The organism is Pseudomonas sp. MHK4 (genome assembly GCF_054600775.1).
In genome coordinates, this window is sequence record NZ_BAAIAK010000001.1 from 504848 (window position 1) to 520689 (window position 15842).

Here is a 15842-nt window from a genome sequence, read left to right on the forward strand (position 1 = left end):
CGCGTCCATGCCGACATCAACGGGACTTTGCTCCCCTTCGATCTTTATTCACGTTGGAAATAATGCCTATTCAACTGGCTGCATTTATCACGGCCGAGGGTTTGCCCATGATCGACGCCATGCCCGGTGCTGCACGCTCTGCGTAGAACCATTGGGTAACCGGAGGCGACAGACCTTCCGGCTCTATGACAATGACAAGAAGAGCGATGCCATGCGTACGATCGATGTATCGGCCCTGATTGACGGGGCACGTTTCAATACCTTCCATGCACGCGTGCTGTTGTGGTGCGCGCTGATCATCATTTTCGACGGCTACGACCTGGTCATCTATGGGGTCGTGCTGCCATCGCTGATGGCCGAGTGGGGCCTGAGTTCGTTGCAGGCCGGGGCGCTGGGCAGTTGCGCGCTGGTGGGCATGATGCTGGGGGCGTTGTTCTTCGGCTCATTGTCCGATCGGATAGGCCGACGCAAAACCATCATGATGTGCGTCGCCATCTTCAGCGGGGTCACGGCCATCAACGGCCTGGCCCAGAGCCCCGAGGCGTTTGCGTTATGCCGGTTCATCGCCGGCCTTGGCATCGGCGGGGTGATGCCCAACGTCGTGGCGTTGATGAACGAGTACGCGCCGAAGAAATCGCGCAGCACCCTGGTCGCGATCATGTTCAGTGGCTACTCGTTAGGCGCAATGCTCTCGGCGAGCCTGGGCATGGTGCTGATCCCGCAGTGGGGATGGCAGGCCGTGTTCTATGTCGCGCTGATTCCGCTGTTGGCCTTGCCGTTGCTGATACGCCAGTTGCCCGAGTCGATGGATTTCCTGCTGCGCACCGGGCAGACCGTCAAGGCGCAACACCTGTTGGCACAAGCCGCGCCGTCTTATCAACCAGGCGCCAATGACCAGTTGACCCAGAGGGTCGCCAAAGGCACGAGTGTGTCGATTGCGCAGCTGTTCCAGGACGGGCGCAAGGTGAACACCTTCATGCTGTGGCTGGCCTTCTTTTGTTGCCTGCTGATGGTGTACGCACTGAGCTCGTGGCTGCCCAAGCTCATGACGGCCGCAGGCTATGGACTGAACTCCAGCCTGGCGTTCCTGCTGGCGCTGAACCTCGGTGCGATCATTGGCGCGGTGGCTGGCGGATGGCTGGGGGACCGGATTGGCATCGCCAAGGTCCTGTTCGCATTTTTCGCCTGTGGCGCCTTGGCCCTGAGCCTGTTGGCGATCAAGGCGCCGTTACCCGTGCTTTATCTGCTCATCGGCATCGCGGGGGCGTGCACCATTGGCACGCAGATCCTGGCCAACGCCTGCACGGTGCAGTATTACCCCGCGCACATACGATCTACGGGGCTGGGGTGGGCGATGGGCGTCGGGCGCACCGGCGCCATCATCGGTCCCTTGCTGGGCGGCGCGCTGCACGCCTCATCAATGCCGCTGCAGGCGAGCTTTCTCATCTTCGCCGTACCGGGACTGATAGGGGCGATCGCCATCCTGGTCTTTCTCATGCAGACCGCTTCAAGCCGTCAGGCGGCGTCATCCCGGCAAACCGTGTCGCAATGACGAAGGCCCGAGCCCACGGTGGGCTCAATGGTCAATGCCTGCTCGTGCGCAACAGTAATATTCACATCTGTGATGGAGCGTATGAGAGTTGCGGTATTTATCAATAGCGCTCGGATAGCGATGATCTGGCTACACCAATAACAATCAGCCTCATGGGTAACTTGCTATGCGTACTTCTCAATCCAAACTGCAAATCGGCATTGTTGGCGGCGGTATTGCCGGCGTGGCCCTGGCCCTGGACCTGTGCCGTCATTCGCACCTGAGCGTGCAGCTGTTCGAATCCGCTCCAGCCTTTGGCGAGGTGGGGGCAGGCGTGTCCTTCGGCGCCAATGCCGTGCGCGCCATCGCGGGGCTGGGTATTGCCGAACCCTACCGCAAGATTGCCGACCAGACCCAGGACCCCTGGCAGGACATCTGGTTCGAATGGCGTCGCGGTGAAGATGCCGGTTATCTGGGCGCCAGCCTGGCCGAAGGGGTAGGGCAGTCGTCGGTACACCGTGCCGACTTCCTCGACGCCCTGGCCAGCCAGCTGCCCGAAGGGATCGCCCAATTCGGCAAGCGCGCCGTCAGCGTGGAGCAGGATGGCGACGAGGCTCGCGTAGTGTTCACCGACGGCACGCAGCATCGCTGCGACCTGTTGATCGCCGCGGACGGCATCAAGTCTTCCATTCGTGATCATGTGCTCGACGGTCTTGGCCAACCGCTGGTGGCGCCGCGTTTCAGCGGTACCTGCGCCTACCGCGGGATGATCGACAGCGAACAGCTGCGTGCGGCGTACCGGGCCCGGGGTGTCGATGAGCACTTGATCGATGTCCCGCAGATGTACCTGGGGCTGGACGCCCATATCCTCACATTCCCGGTCAAACAGGGCCGCCTGATCAATGTCGTGGCCTTCATCTCCGATCGCAGCCGCCCTGATCCGACCTGGCCAAGCGATGCCCCGTGGGTGCGCAATGCCAGCCAGGAAGAAATGCTCTCTGCCTTCAAACACTGGGGAGACGCTGCCCGGGTGCTGCTCGAATGCATTCCCGCGCCGACCCTTTGGGCGCTGCATGAACTCGATGAGTTGCCAGGCTACGTGCATGGCCGGGTGGGGCTGATCGGCGATGCCGCGCACGCCATGTTGCCACACCAGGGCGCTGGCGCAGGCCAGGGCCTGGAAGACGCCTGGCTGCTGGCGCGACTGCTGGCCGATCCGCAGGTTTTGGACAGCCAGCCACAAGTGGTGCTCGCAGCTTACGACGCCATCCGCCGTCCCCGTGCCTGCCGTGTGCAGCGCACCTCCTGGGAAGCCGGGGAGCTGTATGAATTACGTGACCCAGCGGTAGCCGATGACGAACAACTGCTGGGCAAGACCCTCGCCGAGCGGTTCGACTGGCTGTGGAACCACGACATGCAGGCGGACCTGCAAGAGGCACGTGCGCAGTTGGGTTGGCGAGCAGTCGCCTGACGACCGCCTGACGCCCTGAACCGGCCTGCACGAAGGGAGCACCCAGCGGCTCTCTTCGTGGGTCAATACCAATAAGATCTGGTGAATCAAGAGGACAGTGAAAATCTCTCAACTGCCGGCATTGCAGCAATTTTTCCGCGATTACCCAGGTCGGCTGCAGTAGCCCCGGCAACGCCAGCAGCAGCCACTTGCTCTTCAACTTCGGCCTCGTACGCCACGAGACGAATTGTCCTGCGTTGGGACGCCATGTCCTTACCCCGCCCAGCATGCCGTTTGATGATGCAGTCTCACCAACAAAGGAGAGGTTGCTGTGAACACACCCATCGGTTCGTTACTTCTGATCACTTCACTCGAGAAATTTGCCTCCTGTGCTCTGTATGGCCAGGCGCGAGCACTGGTCACCCAGCGTCAGCAAGACGTCAGTGCCTATATCGATGACCCCCAGACTCGAACGTTGGTCAGCGGCCTGCAGGGACGGTTGCAGGATTGCGCGAGCAACTACCTTGACGACCTGATGCCCGCTTCCATTGCCTGCATCGTCGATGTGGACGCCATTAGCGGGCTGATAAACACCTTGCGCGCCTCGCGACAGACTGGCGGCGACGATGAAATGGCTATTGCGGCGCAGCAGTTCTATCAAATGATCAGGTCCGATATTTCCCGCGCCCAGCAGCACATCGCAGTACTGGCAGAGCACACGACTCGGTGGGAGGAGGAAACCGGCAAGATCATTGGCCGGTTGCAGGTCTGTATCGATGCGCTGACCGTCGAGCTTGACGGTGACAAAGGCAAGATAGCCAGCATTCAAGCTGCAATCGGCAAGACCAGCCGGGACATGGATGAGGCCATCAGCCGGATGCTACTGGCCTCACAGTCGATAGGGGGAAACACCAAGGCGATCGCCACCTGGGTATTTTCGCTGTTCGGGTCCAGGGAAGAGCCGAAGACGATCAAGGTCAAGCCCAAGGCGGGAGACAAACAGCCACCGGCTGACGATGACACGGATGACGATGCCATGCCTGACGATGCCTCGCCTGACGAGGCCCGCAAGACCGAGCCCTTTCCAGTCGAGACAATTGGCGAAATCGCAAGCGGTGCCACTGAAGTGGTGGATGCCATCAACAGTTTCAGCGCCTTCACCGACGTGCTTCAGGACCAGTACCAACAACTCTACCGCCAGAAAGCCGCACTGTCGGTCGCGATCGTGATCAAGCAACAAGGCCTGGATCATCAGGTGGCCATCGAGCGATTCAGCCAGGCCGCCTCTGCCTTGAATGATGCCTGGACTCAGCTCGACGACACCTGGCAGCAGGCGGTCAAGGACAGCAGCGCTGTGGATGATCACTTGCTCGACGCCGGCTGGGAGCGGATCCCCGAGCGGTTGGACAGAATCAAACACTCCCTGACTGGCACGCAGGGGCATATCCCCCGACTGCAACACAAGGCTGCACTCGTCGTTTTACCCAAAGGAGTTACAAAATGAACGACATCAACACTGCCACCCAAGATGAAGACTACGGCCAGACCCGCATCGCACTCAAGGGCCAATCCTCGGCTGCCATGCTGGTGCAAACCCATTGCATGGCCGTAGAGAGGCAACCGTTTCTGGATTTCGGCAACCAGGAACGGCTCAAACCCCTGCAAGACGACATGAACAAAGGATTGGTCAAGGCGAAACAGAACGCGGTGTTATACCTCGATGACCTGCAGCCGCGGATCATCACCACGGTGACCAACATCGAGGCCTACTTCGAACTGCATAACGTGCTGTCCCAGGTGTTGCTACCCACCACAACCACTGCCGAAGCCATCGACATGCTGCGGGAAATGGAAAGTAGCGTCGAGGTGTACCGTCGCCAGGCCTCCATTATCCAGACCGACTTGTCGAAACTGCGCACCGCGTTCAGCGACGACAAGGCATTTTTCGATCGTTGCACCATTGATCTCAATGCGCTGGTCAATGGTGACAAAGGCGTGCTGGAGAGCATCAACAGCGAGCTTTCGGGTATCAACGGCAAGATAGCCGGAGCGGCCACCGGCATCGCCCTCGGTGGATTGGCGGCCATTGGTGGCGTCGTGATGATTTTGCTCGGGGCGGTGGGTACTGTCTTCACAGGGGGCGCCGCCACTGCTTTATGCGTCGGTGGCGGCGCATTGCTGATCGGTGGTGTGGCCGGAGCCGTGGGTTCCTCCATCGCACTGGCGGGCCTGCTCAATCTCAAGGGCGACTTGATCACTCGGCGTGAACGGCTCAATGCCGAAGTCGCGGTTGCCACCGGCATTGCCGCAGGCTTCGGCGAGTTGGGCGTCAGTGCCGGCCAGGCGCAGGAGGGCGCGCAATTGATGGCGAATGCCTGGGGCTTCATGGGCAGTCATCTGGAAACACTGCGTGACCAACTCAAGCGCGGGCAGATCGACAGCCCGATGTTGCGTCAGCTTTTAGTCCGCGCAAGCCAGGGCGGCGTGCGCTTGATCCTGGACGATGCGAACACCATCAAACGGCAGATGACCACCCCGCAGGCCACCATCGATACCAAAAAACGCATCGGTGACCTGATCACCGAACAAGCCAGCTCGCTGAAAGAGGCTGCCTGACAGCGTCATGACGGATCACACAAGGAGTTCATCATGTGGCAAGAAATCACGGCTCACATCAACGACGTGGTGCTTGAAACCCGCTCTCTGCCAGCCCCCCCGGGCCAACTGGGTGAGGTCAAGACGCATATTGACCAGTTGCCCGCGGCCATGCAGCAGGTGGAGAAGGTTCAACAACGCATCATCCAACACGTTGAGCGCTCTACCGAATTGATCAATACAGCGCTGTTGCACAGTACCCAAGGTACCACCGACAACAACGATGCCTTGCAGTCCTACACCTCCCAGGCGAGTGCCGAAATCGAGCAGGTCAGTGGTGAGTTGCAAAGCCTGATGCAGACGATAGGCAGCTTTCGAAGCCTGCTCGGCCAGGACTCCGGGGCCCTGAAGAGCGAGGCCATGCAGGCACGCGCGCGCATAAAGGCGCTGGAGGAGCGTCAACGGGAGTTGTCTGCCAAGGCCCAGGAGTTGCGTAATCGCTCGGCCTGGACGTGGTTGTTCCCGCCCGCCAAGGCGATCGATGAGTTGGTCAGCCTGTGCCAACACGGCAAGTCCACCGAAGCGGCTCTGGAGGATGCGATCCGGGAGCTGGGTGACAAGCGTCGTGAAGCAAGCAACCTGATCCGTATCAGCGATGTGTGCGAGCAACTGCTCAGCCTGCTCAGCGCCATGGCCGAGGGGCTGCAGGGGGTGATCAACCAGCAAGCGCTGCTCAAGGGCTACCTGAGTAATGAGGACCGCTTGGCGTCGTTGACGACGCCTGATAACGCGCGCCTCTACCTGAACACTGTGCTCGGCATTCTGCGAATGATGAGAGCCCAGGCCAACTGAGTGAGAAGAAGGAGTTTCATCATGATGTTATTTTTCGGCAAACCCAAAGGTGCAGCCACCACCGACGAAAACGCTTCCCGCGCAGGCCGCCTGCAAGCGCTGCGCAGCCACTTCTACGCCTGGAAGAAGTGGAAGGAGTTCGCGCCGGACGCGTCGTTCCAGCCCCATGCCATCCAGCAAATGCTCAATGCCCTTGAGCAAAAGCCAGTAAAGCACTTGCGTGACTACAGCGGTGACTCGTCGATACTGGTACTCAATGCCCACGGCAACGCGACGGTGTTCAACGGCTACACCGGTCAACAGGTCGCGACCATGCTGCAGAACCTGGGTATCAGCGAAGCCGGCACCCGGGAAATCTGGGTGGCCGCGTGCAGTGTGGCACTGCAGAAGCAGCAACCAGGACCGGCCGCCATCAGCCGCTTCGTCAATGACTTGCGCTTTCACTTGCTCCAGGCAGGGCTGGATATCAAGGTCTACGGGCCTCGCAATATCCTTTGGTACAGGGGCGGGCTGGTGCCCGTTGGTGATCAGCAGAAGTACGAGTACAACGAGGTCTACATTGCACCATTGCCACCGGAGATAACTTCGGGCAAGGAGCGCAAATATGCGTTTAACGAGGGGTGGTTGCTCGCCCATCCTTGACGCGGATGTTGAGCAGGCCGCCGGTTCCGAAGCCGACGGCCCGCTCACGTATCATCAAGCTCGCGCAGCGCGTTCAGACGCTCGCCGATACGTGCCTGGCGGTAGCGGCCGGCGGACATGCCAAAGACCTTGCTGAAGCAGCGGTTGAACGTCCTGACCTCCTCGAAGCCGCAACGGTATGCAACCGTTTCGATTGGAATGCTGTAGGGCGGTACGGCCAACATTTCGCTGGCACGCAAGAGCCGAAGCATGCGAATTGTTTCGGCCACTGTCTGTCGGCGCTGTGCAAAGGCGCGGTACACAGTGGTGCGTGAACAATTGATCAATCGCGCGACGGCACATACGTTTAACGACGTATCTGCCAGATTCTGTTCGATCATCCTGCAAGCTGTCTGATAGATCCATTCATGCGCCGGCCTGGCGCATGTCGTTGCCAAAATCGAGGCTGGACTCGGCCTGGAACGTGCCCAGAAGCAAACACCCTGATGATCATGGCTGGCCCACACGCACCGCAACCCAGACACGTCGGCTTTGACTTTGATCTCCATTGTCTTCCTCTGTGCATCCTGCAAAACCTCCCTGTTTCCCTGGGGTATTCGTCCAGAGTCCAGCCGATCGCCGTTAGCGCAGGTAATGACCTGCGAGCTGTGGTGCGACCTTTATTAATCGTTCCAGGAGGTTGGCGTGGTTGGCGACATAGGGCCAAGCGTAGTCGCAGAGACAGGCTTACATTTGCGGCCTGTATCGGATCAATCCAGCAGCAAAGGTACTGGTGGATCTTCCACGACCGGGAGGAGGGTGGAGAGCGGGTTGAAAACGGTAGGGAGGGTGCCGACGAAGGCAAAGGGTTGATGCAACCACCAGCGCTTCGACATCATGACGGTGGAAAGTTGCGCCGCTGCAAACGGCGCAATCGATCTGTTATCGAATCAAAGGAACGCCACTGAGCGTTTGCAAATCCTCAAAGCTGATATCGGCGACAATCTCCCGGACCTTCAAGCCGTCTGAAGTGACGTCCAGGATAGCCAGGTCGGTATAAATCCGCGTCACGCAGCCAATGCCGGTCAGCGGGTAGGTGCATTGCGGCACCAATTTGCTTTCGCCGGTCTTGGTCAGGTGATCCATCATGACGAACACCTGGCGTGCGCCTGTCGCCAGGTCCATCGCGCCACCCACGGCCGGGATGGAACCTTCGGCACCGGTGTGCCAGTTGGCGAGGTCGCCGTTGACCGACACCTGGAAGGCGCCCAGCACGGCAATATCGATGTGCCCGCCGCGCATCATCGAGAACGAATCGGCGTGGTGGAAATAGGCGCCACCTTGCAACAGCGTCACGTGCTGTTTGCCTGCGTTGATCAGGTCGTCGTCTTCCTCACCCGGTGCAGGGCTCGGGCCCATGCCCAGTACACCGTTTTCACTGTGCAGGAACACTTCCTTGTCACCCAGGTAGTTGGCCACCAGCGTGGGTACGCCAATGCCCAGGTTCACGTAGGAGCCTTCGAGAATATCGTCGGCCACACGTTGGGCCATTTCGCTACGCGATAGTTTTTTCATGACAGTCATGGCGGGCCTCAGTTGACGTTGGCGTTCGAGTAAGTGGCGCGCGGCACGGCGACCACGCGCTGGACGAAGATCCCCGGGGTGATGATGTGTTCGGGGTCCAGCTCTCCCAACTCGACGATCCGGTTGACCTGGGCGATGGTGGTTTTCGCTGCCATGGCCATGATCGGGCCAAAGTTACGCGCCGCTTTGCGATAGGTGAGATTGCCCCAGCGATCGCCTTTTTCGGCCTTGATCAGTGCAACGTCGGCGTGCAACGGCATTTCCAGCACATAGTTGCGACCGTCGATCACCCGGGTTTCCTTGCCTTCGGCCAGCAACGTGCCATAACCGGTCGGCGAATAGAACGCACCGATGCCAGAGCCTGCCGCACGAATACGTTCAGCCAGGTTGCCTTGCGGCACGACCTCAAGCTGCACCTTTCCGGCCAGGTAGAGTTCGTCGAATACATAGGAATCGGACTGGCGCGGAAACGAGCAGATCACCTTGGCAACGCGCCCGGCCTTGAGCAATGCGGCCAGGCCGATTTCACCGTTACCGGCATTGTTGCTGATGATGGTCAGGTCGCGAGCGCCCGAAGCAATCACGCCATCGACCAACTGCGACGGCATCCCGGCAGTGCCGAAGCCACCGACCATGATGACCGAACCATCGGCAATGCCGTCCAGTGCGGCAGCGACGGATTCAAATGTTTTATTGATCAAGGCGTACTCCTGTTTTTATTCGGCTGAACAGAATGATCCGAGGGAAAACCGCGTCAATCACGGCTAATGCAATGGTGCATAGGTTGCCAAACAATGGGTCGAGGAGGGTGCCCGGGAAGGCGATGTCGTGCGATTAACGAACACAAATCGATTATCGGACACAGCGTTGAGGCGTTGAACGAGCAAGCCGCTGGCGGCTATGGCGGGTTTCAAAAAACGGATAAAGGTCTGCACAAATCAGATAGTCCGGGCTTTCGACCACCCGCTAGCATGAAGAGCCCTCGCGCCTTTTTCAGGCCCGGGTGCATTTATCGATGCCTGCCCGGCCCGTCCTTACGGGCTGGCGCGGGGTGTACCCATAACAATAACGAATCGAGTCCGCCACGCCTTACAGGCATGCGGGCCGGGGAATCATGATGCCGAGACTGACGAAGCGTACTCACCTGGCGGCTCTGACCCAGGGGGGCGCGGTAGTGACCTGCCTGGCTGCAGGCGTTTATCCCGAGCACCTTTACACCTGTCTGGCGGTCATCCTGCCAGCGCTGGTCGCGGCAGGCTGGCTCTATCACTTCGAAAAGGTGGAGAGGGTGGAGGTCCGTGTCGAAGTGCCGGTGGAAACCCAATGGCTGCCAGTACAGATCCCTGTCGAAGCCGACTGCAAGTCCGGGCATGCGCCGCCAACGCTTGATCCGCTTCTACGCAATAACGTGGGCGAGTTGAGCCTGGCAATCGGTGAGACCGAAAAAGACATGCATTTTGCCAACCAGTTGGCCCGCGAAGCGGGCGGCAAGGTCAATGCCAGTGCGCAGAGCATCCAGACCTCAGCCACCATCTTCTGCGAGCTCGATCAGTCCCTGGAAAAACTTGCTCAAGCGTTCGACGAACTGGGCGGCCAATCCGTGCAGATCAGGGGCTTGGTCGGCAGCATCCAGGACATCGCCCGGCAAACCAACCTGCTGGCCCTCAATGCCGCTATCGAAGCCGCTCGTGCGGGCGAGCATGGTCGTGGCTTTGCCGTCGTGGCCGATGAAGTGCGTAACCTGTCCAGGCGTGTCGCCGAGTCCAGTGCGCAGATCCATCAGATTGCCCAGACCCTGGAGCGTACCGCCGATGACGCCCGTGGGGGTATCGATGACCTGAGCGTGTCCGCGCGCAACGGCCTGGCGCAGTCCGATGAGGCCCTGCAGTCAATGCAGAGTTTGCGTGATGCGGCGGTGGCACGCATGGAGATCGTCGAGCGAGTGATGTCGCGGTTGGCCGGGCAGCGACTGCTGGCGGCCCAGGTGGAGGCGTTGCTGCCTGGGTCGCTGCATGTTTAACCCGTGAGGCCCGGCTCGGCGTGGTGCTTTATTGAGCCGGGTACTGCGTAAATGTCCCGGTAGGCGACACCCGTTACTTGCAGTTGCCGGCTTTACGATACCCCGCCGCCCGAGCTTCGGCTTCTGACGGGAAGGCAATCTGGTTTTTCTCGGACACCTGGCCATAACCAGGGCAACCCGCCGAGAGGTGATACACCTGACTCTTGCGGTTACCGATGACTATCCCGGTGGCGCTCGCGAGGGTTGGCTGTGCGCCTGCCCGTGGAGCGTTTACAGGAATGGCGCTGACGACACCCTCACCAACCGCCTTATACCCTTGCGACCATCGACGTTCGCCCGTTACGAATGGATTGGAGTGCCCCATGATTGCCGTTATGCGCCGATCGCGCTCTTTCTCCCAAGGCGAAACCGGGTACTGCTTGTCCCAGGCCATCAGTAGCTGTTGCTGCTGACCGGACATGTTCAGTTTGTATCTGTCGAACATGTAGAAGGTCGTCCTTGCGACCAGCCCTTTTACTTCGTCACGCGGCTCTGCAGCACGCTGGTTGAAATCAACCCGCGTCTTGCATTGGCCATACTGCGGCGCTACCCCGGTGGCCATGCCGTAGTTGAAATTGCTACGGTCGCCGTTCACTTCTCCAACAGAGGGGTAGAGGTTGAACAGGTCCGCTTCCATTGCGCGAAACACCGGATCATCGTCCACACAGTGCTCGCGCCCACCGTTCTTCCAGCATTGGCGCTGGTTACCGAACGTCCAGGCTGGAACGATGTGTTCCCACTCAGTACGCTCGGCCCGAGTCTCTTGGCTTCTGGCCTTGAGGCCACACGACTGGGCATCGATACGACCACCTGATTTACCCACCCAGGTCCATTTGCAGCCGCAATACAACTCGCCCATGGAGCTGTTCGCCTGGTCGAGGTAGATTTTCTGCTTGGCTATGACCTTGGCTTCGGAAAAGGTCGAGGGAGGGTTGGCGAAGGCGGGAGTAATGACCGAGAGGGTCAACGCTACTACGGAAAACAGCTTTTTCATGGGTAAACATTGGCAGTTTTGGGGCGCGCATTATACGCATGGGCTTCACGCTGAATGATGCAAACCCGTCTAGCGCGACTTCTTCGAACGCTTGGGCTGCATCCAAGGCAGTGTGCAAAGGCGCCCAGCCACGGCTGGGCGCCATTTGGCTCAGCCCGTATGGTGACTCTTGGCAAGGCCATAGACGTTGGTGTCGATGCCTTCGAAACGCGCTTTCAACTGCAGCGCCAGGTACAGCGAATAATGCCGTGACTGATGCAGGTTGCCGCCATGGAACCAGAGGTTTTGCTGCTGTGTCGGCTTCCACATGTTGCGCAGTTCGCCCTCGTACGGACCAGGATCATTGGTAGTGCCGGAGCCCAGGCCCCAGCAGCGACCGACCTTGTCAGCGACTTCCTGGGAAATCAGCTTCGCCGCCCAACCATTCATCGAGCCATAGCCCGTGGCGTAGACGATCAGGTCTGCCGGTAGCCGGCTGCCGTCGTTGAGTACGACGGCATCCGCTTCGATGCGTTCGACACCCAGGCCAGGCGCGCTTTTGAGCTTGATCGTGCCATTGGCGATCAGTTCGCTGGCACCGACGTCGATGTAGTAACCGGAACCTCGACGTACGTATTTCATGAACAGGCCTGACTCGTCGTCACCGAAATCGAGCATGAAACCTGCCTTGGCCAGGCGCTCGTAGAAGTCCTTGTCACGTTCCTTGATCGCGTCAAAGACGGGTTGATGAAAGCTCGGCATGACCTTGTAGGGGATCGAGGCGAACAGCATGTCGGCCTTGTCCGTGGTCAATCCCGTCTCCAGGGCGTCTTCGGAGTAGAGCCCGCCGAAGACCAGGTCCATCAGGCTGTCGGAACGCACGATGTGGGTGCTGGAGCGCTGCACCATGGTCACCTCGGCGCCGTTCTCCACCAGGTCGGCGCAGATATCGTGGGCCGAATTGTTCGCGCCGATGACCACCGCGCGCTTGCCGCGCCAGGCATCTCCACCGGGATGGCGGCTGGAATGATGCTGCTGGCCGTTGAAAACCTCGGCACCCGGGTAACCGGGAACATTGGGGACGCCAGACATGCCGGTGGCGAGGATCAACTGGGCAGGCCGTAACGTCACAGGCTCGCCATCGCGCTGCACTTCAACCTTCCAGGTGCCACTGTGCTCGTCAAAGCTGGCGCTTACACATTCTGTACGCGCCCAGTAATTGAGCTCCATGACCTTGCTGTACATTTCCAGCCAGTCGCCGATCTGGTCTTTTGGCGTGAACACCGGCCAGTGATCGGGGAAGGGCAGGTAAGGCATATGGTCGTACCAGACCGGGTCGTGCAGGCACAGCGACTTGTAGCGACCGCGCCACTGATCGCCAGGACGCTCGGCCTTGTCGACGATCAGGGTTGGCACGCCCATGCGCTTGAGTCGCGCGGCGAGCCCCAGCCCACCCTGGCCGCCGCCCACGATCAGGCAGTAAGGCTGGGTGGTGATGCCCAGCGATGCTTCTTCATCGCGACGGCGTTCCAGCCAGTTGCGTTTATCGGCATGGGTGTGGCCATGGTTGGCGCCCATTGGACGGCGCCGGCCACTGGGCTCCTCAAAGCCCTTGAGTTCGCGCATGGTCGTCAGCAGCGTCCAGCACAGGCCGTCCTTCAGACGCACGTAGCCTTTACCTCGCGCGGCACCGGTTTGCAGGCTGATCCAGCCTTCGAGCACACCGTTGTCGAGCGTCGCCTCACCTTCGAGTTTCCATTGCTCGGGACGCGTCTGGTCCAGGCGTGTCTCGAGCATGTCGCCGATGGCAGGCTTGCCTTCCAGGGTCACCAGGTTCCAGCTGAAAAGTAGCAGGTCACGCCAGTGACACTCTTGCGCAAACAGTTCCAGCGCGCCGTCCAGATCGCGTTGGGCGAGACGCTCGCCGAGGTTTTCGACCCAGGCCGCGAGCTGGGCAGTTGGCGTTTGCAGAGGTGTTTCGACAGCGATGTTCATGGAGCCTCTCCCGATCTTGTTGTTGTGGTAACAACTGCCCTTCAGCAAGGCCCGGGCCATCTTCGTGAAAGCCCCGTTTCAAAGCGGCTGGCGCAGTACTGTCAAGGCTTTGGAGCGGATTCATGTCACGATTTTGGGAATCGTGGATGACAGAGTGTCACTCGGTGCAAACAGCGCTCAGTCGGATTTTTTCATATAAGCTTCGAGCAGCCCCGTGTCCTGACCGTAACGGAGAACAAGAACAATGAAGCCGGCCTTGATCAACGCCCATGCACAACAAGTGCTCCAAGCCGTGCAGGGCACTCCCGTCAGCCACAGCCATACTGACCTGGCGATCACACGGTCCTGGCGCCGTTGCCTGGATCAGCATCAGCTCGATCCCGCCAGCCGCCGCGCGCCCAATGTAGTGGAGCACCCACGCCTGCAGGATCACCGCGCGCCGCTGGAAAGCATCATGTCCATGGCGCACTGGCAGATGAGCAGTTTGCACCAGCAACTGGGGCGTGACGGCCACGTGGTGCTGCTCACCGATGCGCGCGGCGTGGCGATTGACAGCGTGTTCAACGAATCCGAACGCGGCGAGTTCCAGCGTGCCGGACTGTGGCTCGGTTCGGTATGGAGCGAGGATTGCGAGGGTACCAACGGTGTCGGCACCTGCCTGGTCGAGCGACAGCACGTCACCATCCGTCGTGATGAACATTTTCGCGGCAAGCACGTCGGCCTGACGTGTTCGGCCAGCCCGATATTCGATTCGAAGGGAGAGTTGCTTGCCGTGCTCAACCTCTCCTCGGTGCGGGAGGAACACAGTCTTGCGCAACACTTCAAGGCCATGGCGTTGACCAATCTGTCAGCCAAGTTGATCGAGAGCAGTTTTTTCCTGGGACATGATCCGCAGCGATACTTGCTGCGCTTGCACCCTGAGGCAGGCTTCGTTGGGCTGCTGGGTGAAGGTCTTGTCAGTTTCGACGAGAGTGCCCGTATCTGTTCAGTCAATCAGGCTGCGCTGGATCTGCTGGGCCTCAACCGTGACCAGGTGGTTGGGCAATCGCTGACGATGCTGCTGCAAACCCCCATCGATCAGCTGATGAGTCAGGCCAGCGCTCAGCCGAGTGTCTGTTGGCCAATGCGTCTGATGGACGGACGCCCGCTCTACGGACAGTTGCGCGAGCCTTTGCGCCAGGTGCCTGCAGTCGCGCCTGCAATCCCCCCCAGGATCAACGACGAGCATGTGTGCCTGGAAGACCCGCGCCTGCAACGCGGCTTTGCTCGCGCATTGCGTGTTCTGGAGCGTGACGTCCCGGTGTTTCTGCAGGGCGAAACCGGTACCGGCAAAGAAGCTTTTGCGGCGGCGCTGCATCGCGCCAGCGCCAGGGCGAGCAAGCCTTTTGTGGCGATCAATTGCGCGGCCATTCCGGAAACGCTGATCGAGAGCGAGCTGTTCGGCTATCGCGGCGGCAGCTTCACCGGCGCGCGCAAGGACGGGATGATCGGAAAGCTGGAGCAGGCCCATGGCGGCATTCTGTTTCTCGATGAGATCGGCGATATGCCATTGGCATTACAGACTCGCCTGCTGCGCGTGCTGGAAGAACGTCAGGTGGTGCCGCTGGGCGGCGCGACGGCCCGTGCGCTCGACGTACGCCTTATCAGTGCCAGCCACCAGGATCTGCACGCCTGTGTGGCCGAAGGGCGTTTTCGCGAAGATCTGTTTTATCGCATTGCCGGGTTCGCCGTGCAGCTCCCGCCGTTGCGTGAGCGTTCTGACAAGGGCCGTTTGCTCGACCTGCTGCTGCGCGAGGAGGCAGCAGGGGTCAGAGTTCGGCTGGAAGCGGGTGTCAGAGAGCGCTTGCTGGCGCAGCCTTGGCCAGGCAATGTCCGGCAGCTGCGTACGTGTCTGCGCACACTGGTAGCGTTGGCGTTGGAGGGACGTGTCACGCTGGACGACCTGGCAGAGCTGCTGCCGGTAGCGCCAGCCGCCGCGCTGGCCGAAAATCCGCTTGGATTATCCGAACGGCAGACGCTGCTTACGTTGATCGAGGCGCAGCACTGGCATATCGCCCATGTTGCCGCCCGCCTGGGAATCAGCCGCAATACGCTCTATCGCAAACTGCGGCAGCACGGGATTTCACGACCTGGTTGAATGTTCAGGGAGCCCCGCTGACCCTATCGATACGCCATTGCTCTC

At 60.2% G+C, this 15842-nt stretch carries 13 protein-coding genes and 1 pseudogene; 8 read left to right on the forward strand and 6 right to left on the reverse strand.

What is annotated here, in order from left to right; all coding sequences use genetic code 11:
• Positions 1-211: 211 nt before the first annotated feature.
• The 6 genes from ACYP2Q_RS02170 (at position 212) to ACYP2Q_RS02195 (ending at position 7070) form a co-directional block, all read left to right on the forward strand.
• Complete coding sequence (locus ACYP2Q_RS02170) at positions 212-1552, forward strand: MFS transporter (RefSeq protein ID WP_459728957.1); 1341 nt, start codon at positions 212-214, stop codon at positions 1550-1552.
• Positions 1553-1718: 166 nt separating this feature from the next.
• Positions 1719-3002, forward strand: coding sequence for a salicylate 1-monooxygenase (gene salA, locus ACYP2Q_RS02175; protein WP_459728958.1), 1284 nt, complete (start codon positions 1719-1721; stop codon positions 3000-3002).
• Between the two features lie 454 nt (positions 3003-3456).
• Positions 3457-4485, forward strand: coding sequence for a hypothetical protein (locus tag ACYP2Q_RS02180; RefSeq protein WP_459728959.1), 1029 nt, complete (start codon positions 3457-3459; stop codon positions 4483-4485).
• Positions 4482-5597 carry an HBL/NHE enterotoxin family protein gene (locus ACYP2Q_RS02185; protein ID WP_459728960.1) on the forward strand — a complete coding sequence of 372 codons (1116 nt, stop codon included), beginning with the start codon at positions 4482-4484 and terminating at the stop codon, positions 5595-5597. Before ACYP2Q_RS02180 ends, ACYP2Q_RS02185 begins: the two co-directional genes overlap by 4 nt.
• Positions 5598-5630: 33 nt before the next feature.
• Complete coding sequence (locus ACYP2Q_RS02190; RefSeq protein ID WP_459728961.1) at positions 5631-6428, forward strand: hypothetical protein; 798 nt, start codon at positions 5631-5633, stop codon at positions 6426-6428.
• A gap of 21 nt (positions 6429-6449) precedes the next feature.
• Entirely contained in the window at positions 6450-7070 is a 621-nt protein-coding gene (locus tag ACYP2Q_RS02195; protein WP_459728962.1) for a hypothetical protein, read from the forward strand.
• Positions 7071-7114: 44 nt separating this feature from the next.
• Here ACYP2Q_RS02195 and ACYP2Q_RS02200 read toward each other — a convergent pair whose 3' ends face one another.
• From ACYP2Q_RS02200 to ACYP2Q_RS02215, 4 genes and pseudogenes are all read right to left on the reverse strand, one after another.
• Positions 7115-7618, reverse strand: coding sequence for a helix-turn-helix domain-containing protein (locus tag ACYP2Q_RS02200; protein ID WP_459728963.1), 504 nt, complete (start codon positions 7616-7618; stop codon positions 7115-7117).
• A 50-nt stretch (positions 7619-7668) separates the two neighbouring features.
• A pseudogene (gene repC, locus ACYP2Q_RS02205) lies at positions 7669-7914 on the reverse strand (replication protein C, IncQ-type); the annotation flags it as partial.
• Positions 7915-7991: 77 nt separating this feature from the next.
• On the reverse strand, positions 7992-8633 hold the full coding sequence (locus ACYP2Q_RS02210; RefSeq protein WP_459728964.1) for a 3-oxoacid CoA-transferase subunit B: 642 nt from the start codon (positions 8631-8633) through the stop codon (positions 7992-7994).
• 8 nt (positions 8634-8641) lie between these two features.
• Positions 8642-9334, reverse strand: coding sequence for a 3-oxoacid CoA-transferase subunit A (locus tag ACYP2Q_RS02215; RefSeq protein ID WP_459728965.1), 693 nt, complete (start codon positions 9332-9334; stop codon positions 8642-8644).
• Positions 9335-10083: 749 nt separating this feature from the next.
• Here ACYP2Q_RS02215 and ACYP2Q_RS02220 point away from each other — a divergent pair.
• Entirely contained in the window at positions 10084-10653 is a 570-nt protein-coding gene (locus ACYP2Q_RS02220; protein WP_459729461.1) for a methyl-accepting chemotaxis protein, read from the forward strand.
• Between the two features lie 73 nt (positions 10654-10726).
• Here the strand turns inward: ACYP2Q_RS02220 and ACYP2Q_RS02225 are convergent, their stop codons facing one another.
• Both ACYP2Q_RS02225 and ACYP2Q_RS02230 read right to left on the reverse strand, forming a co-directional pair.
• A complete protein-coding gene (locus tag ACYP2Q_RS02225; protein WP_459728966.1) occupies positions 10727-11686 on the reverse strand; it encodes an endonuclease in 960 nt (319 codons plus the stop codon).
• A gap of 150 nt (positions 11687-11836) precedes the next feature.
• On the reverse strand, positions 11837-13660 hold the full coding sequence (locus ACYP2Q_RS02230) for an NAD(P)/FAD-dependent oxidoreductase (RefSeq protein WP_459728967.1): 1824 nt from the start codon (positions 13658-13660) through the stop codon (positions 11837-11839).
• Positions 13661-13904: 244 nt separating this feature from the next.
• Here ACYP2Q_RS02230 and ACYP2Q_RS02235 point away from each other — a divergent pair, with 244 nt between their 5' ends.
• Positions 13905-15797, forward strand: a complete 1893-nt coding sequence (locus tag ACYP2Q_RS02235; protein ID WP_459728968.1) for a sigma-54-dependent Fis family transcriptional regulator — start codon at positions 13905-13907, stop codon at positions 15795-15797.
• Positions 15798-15842: the final 45 nt, after the last annotated feature.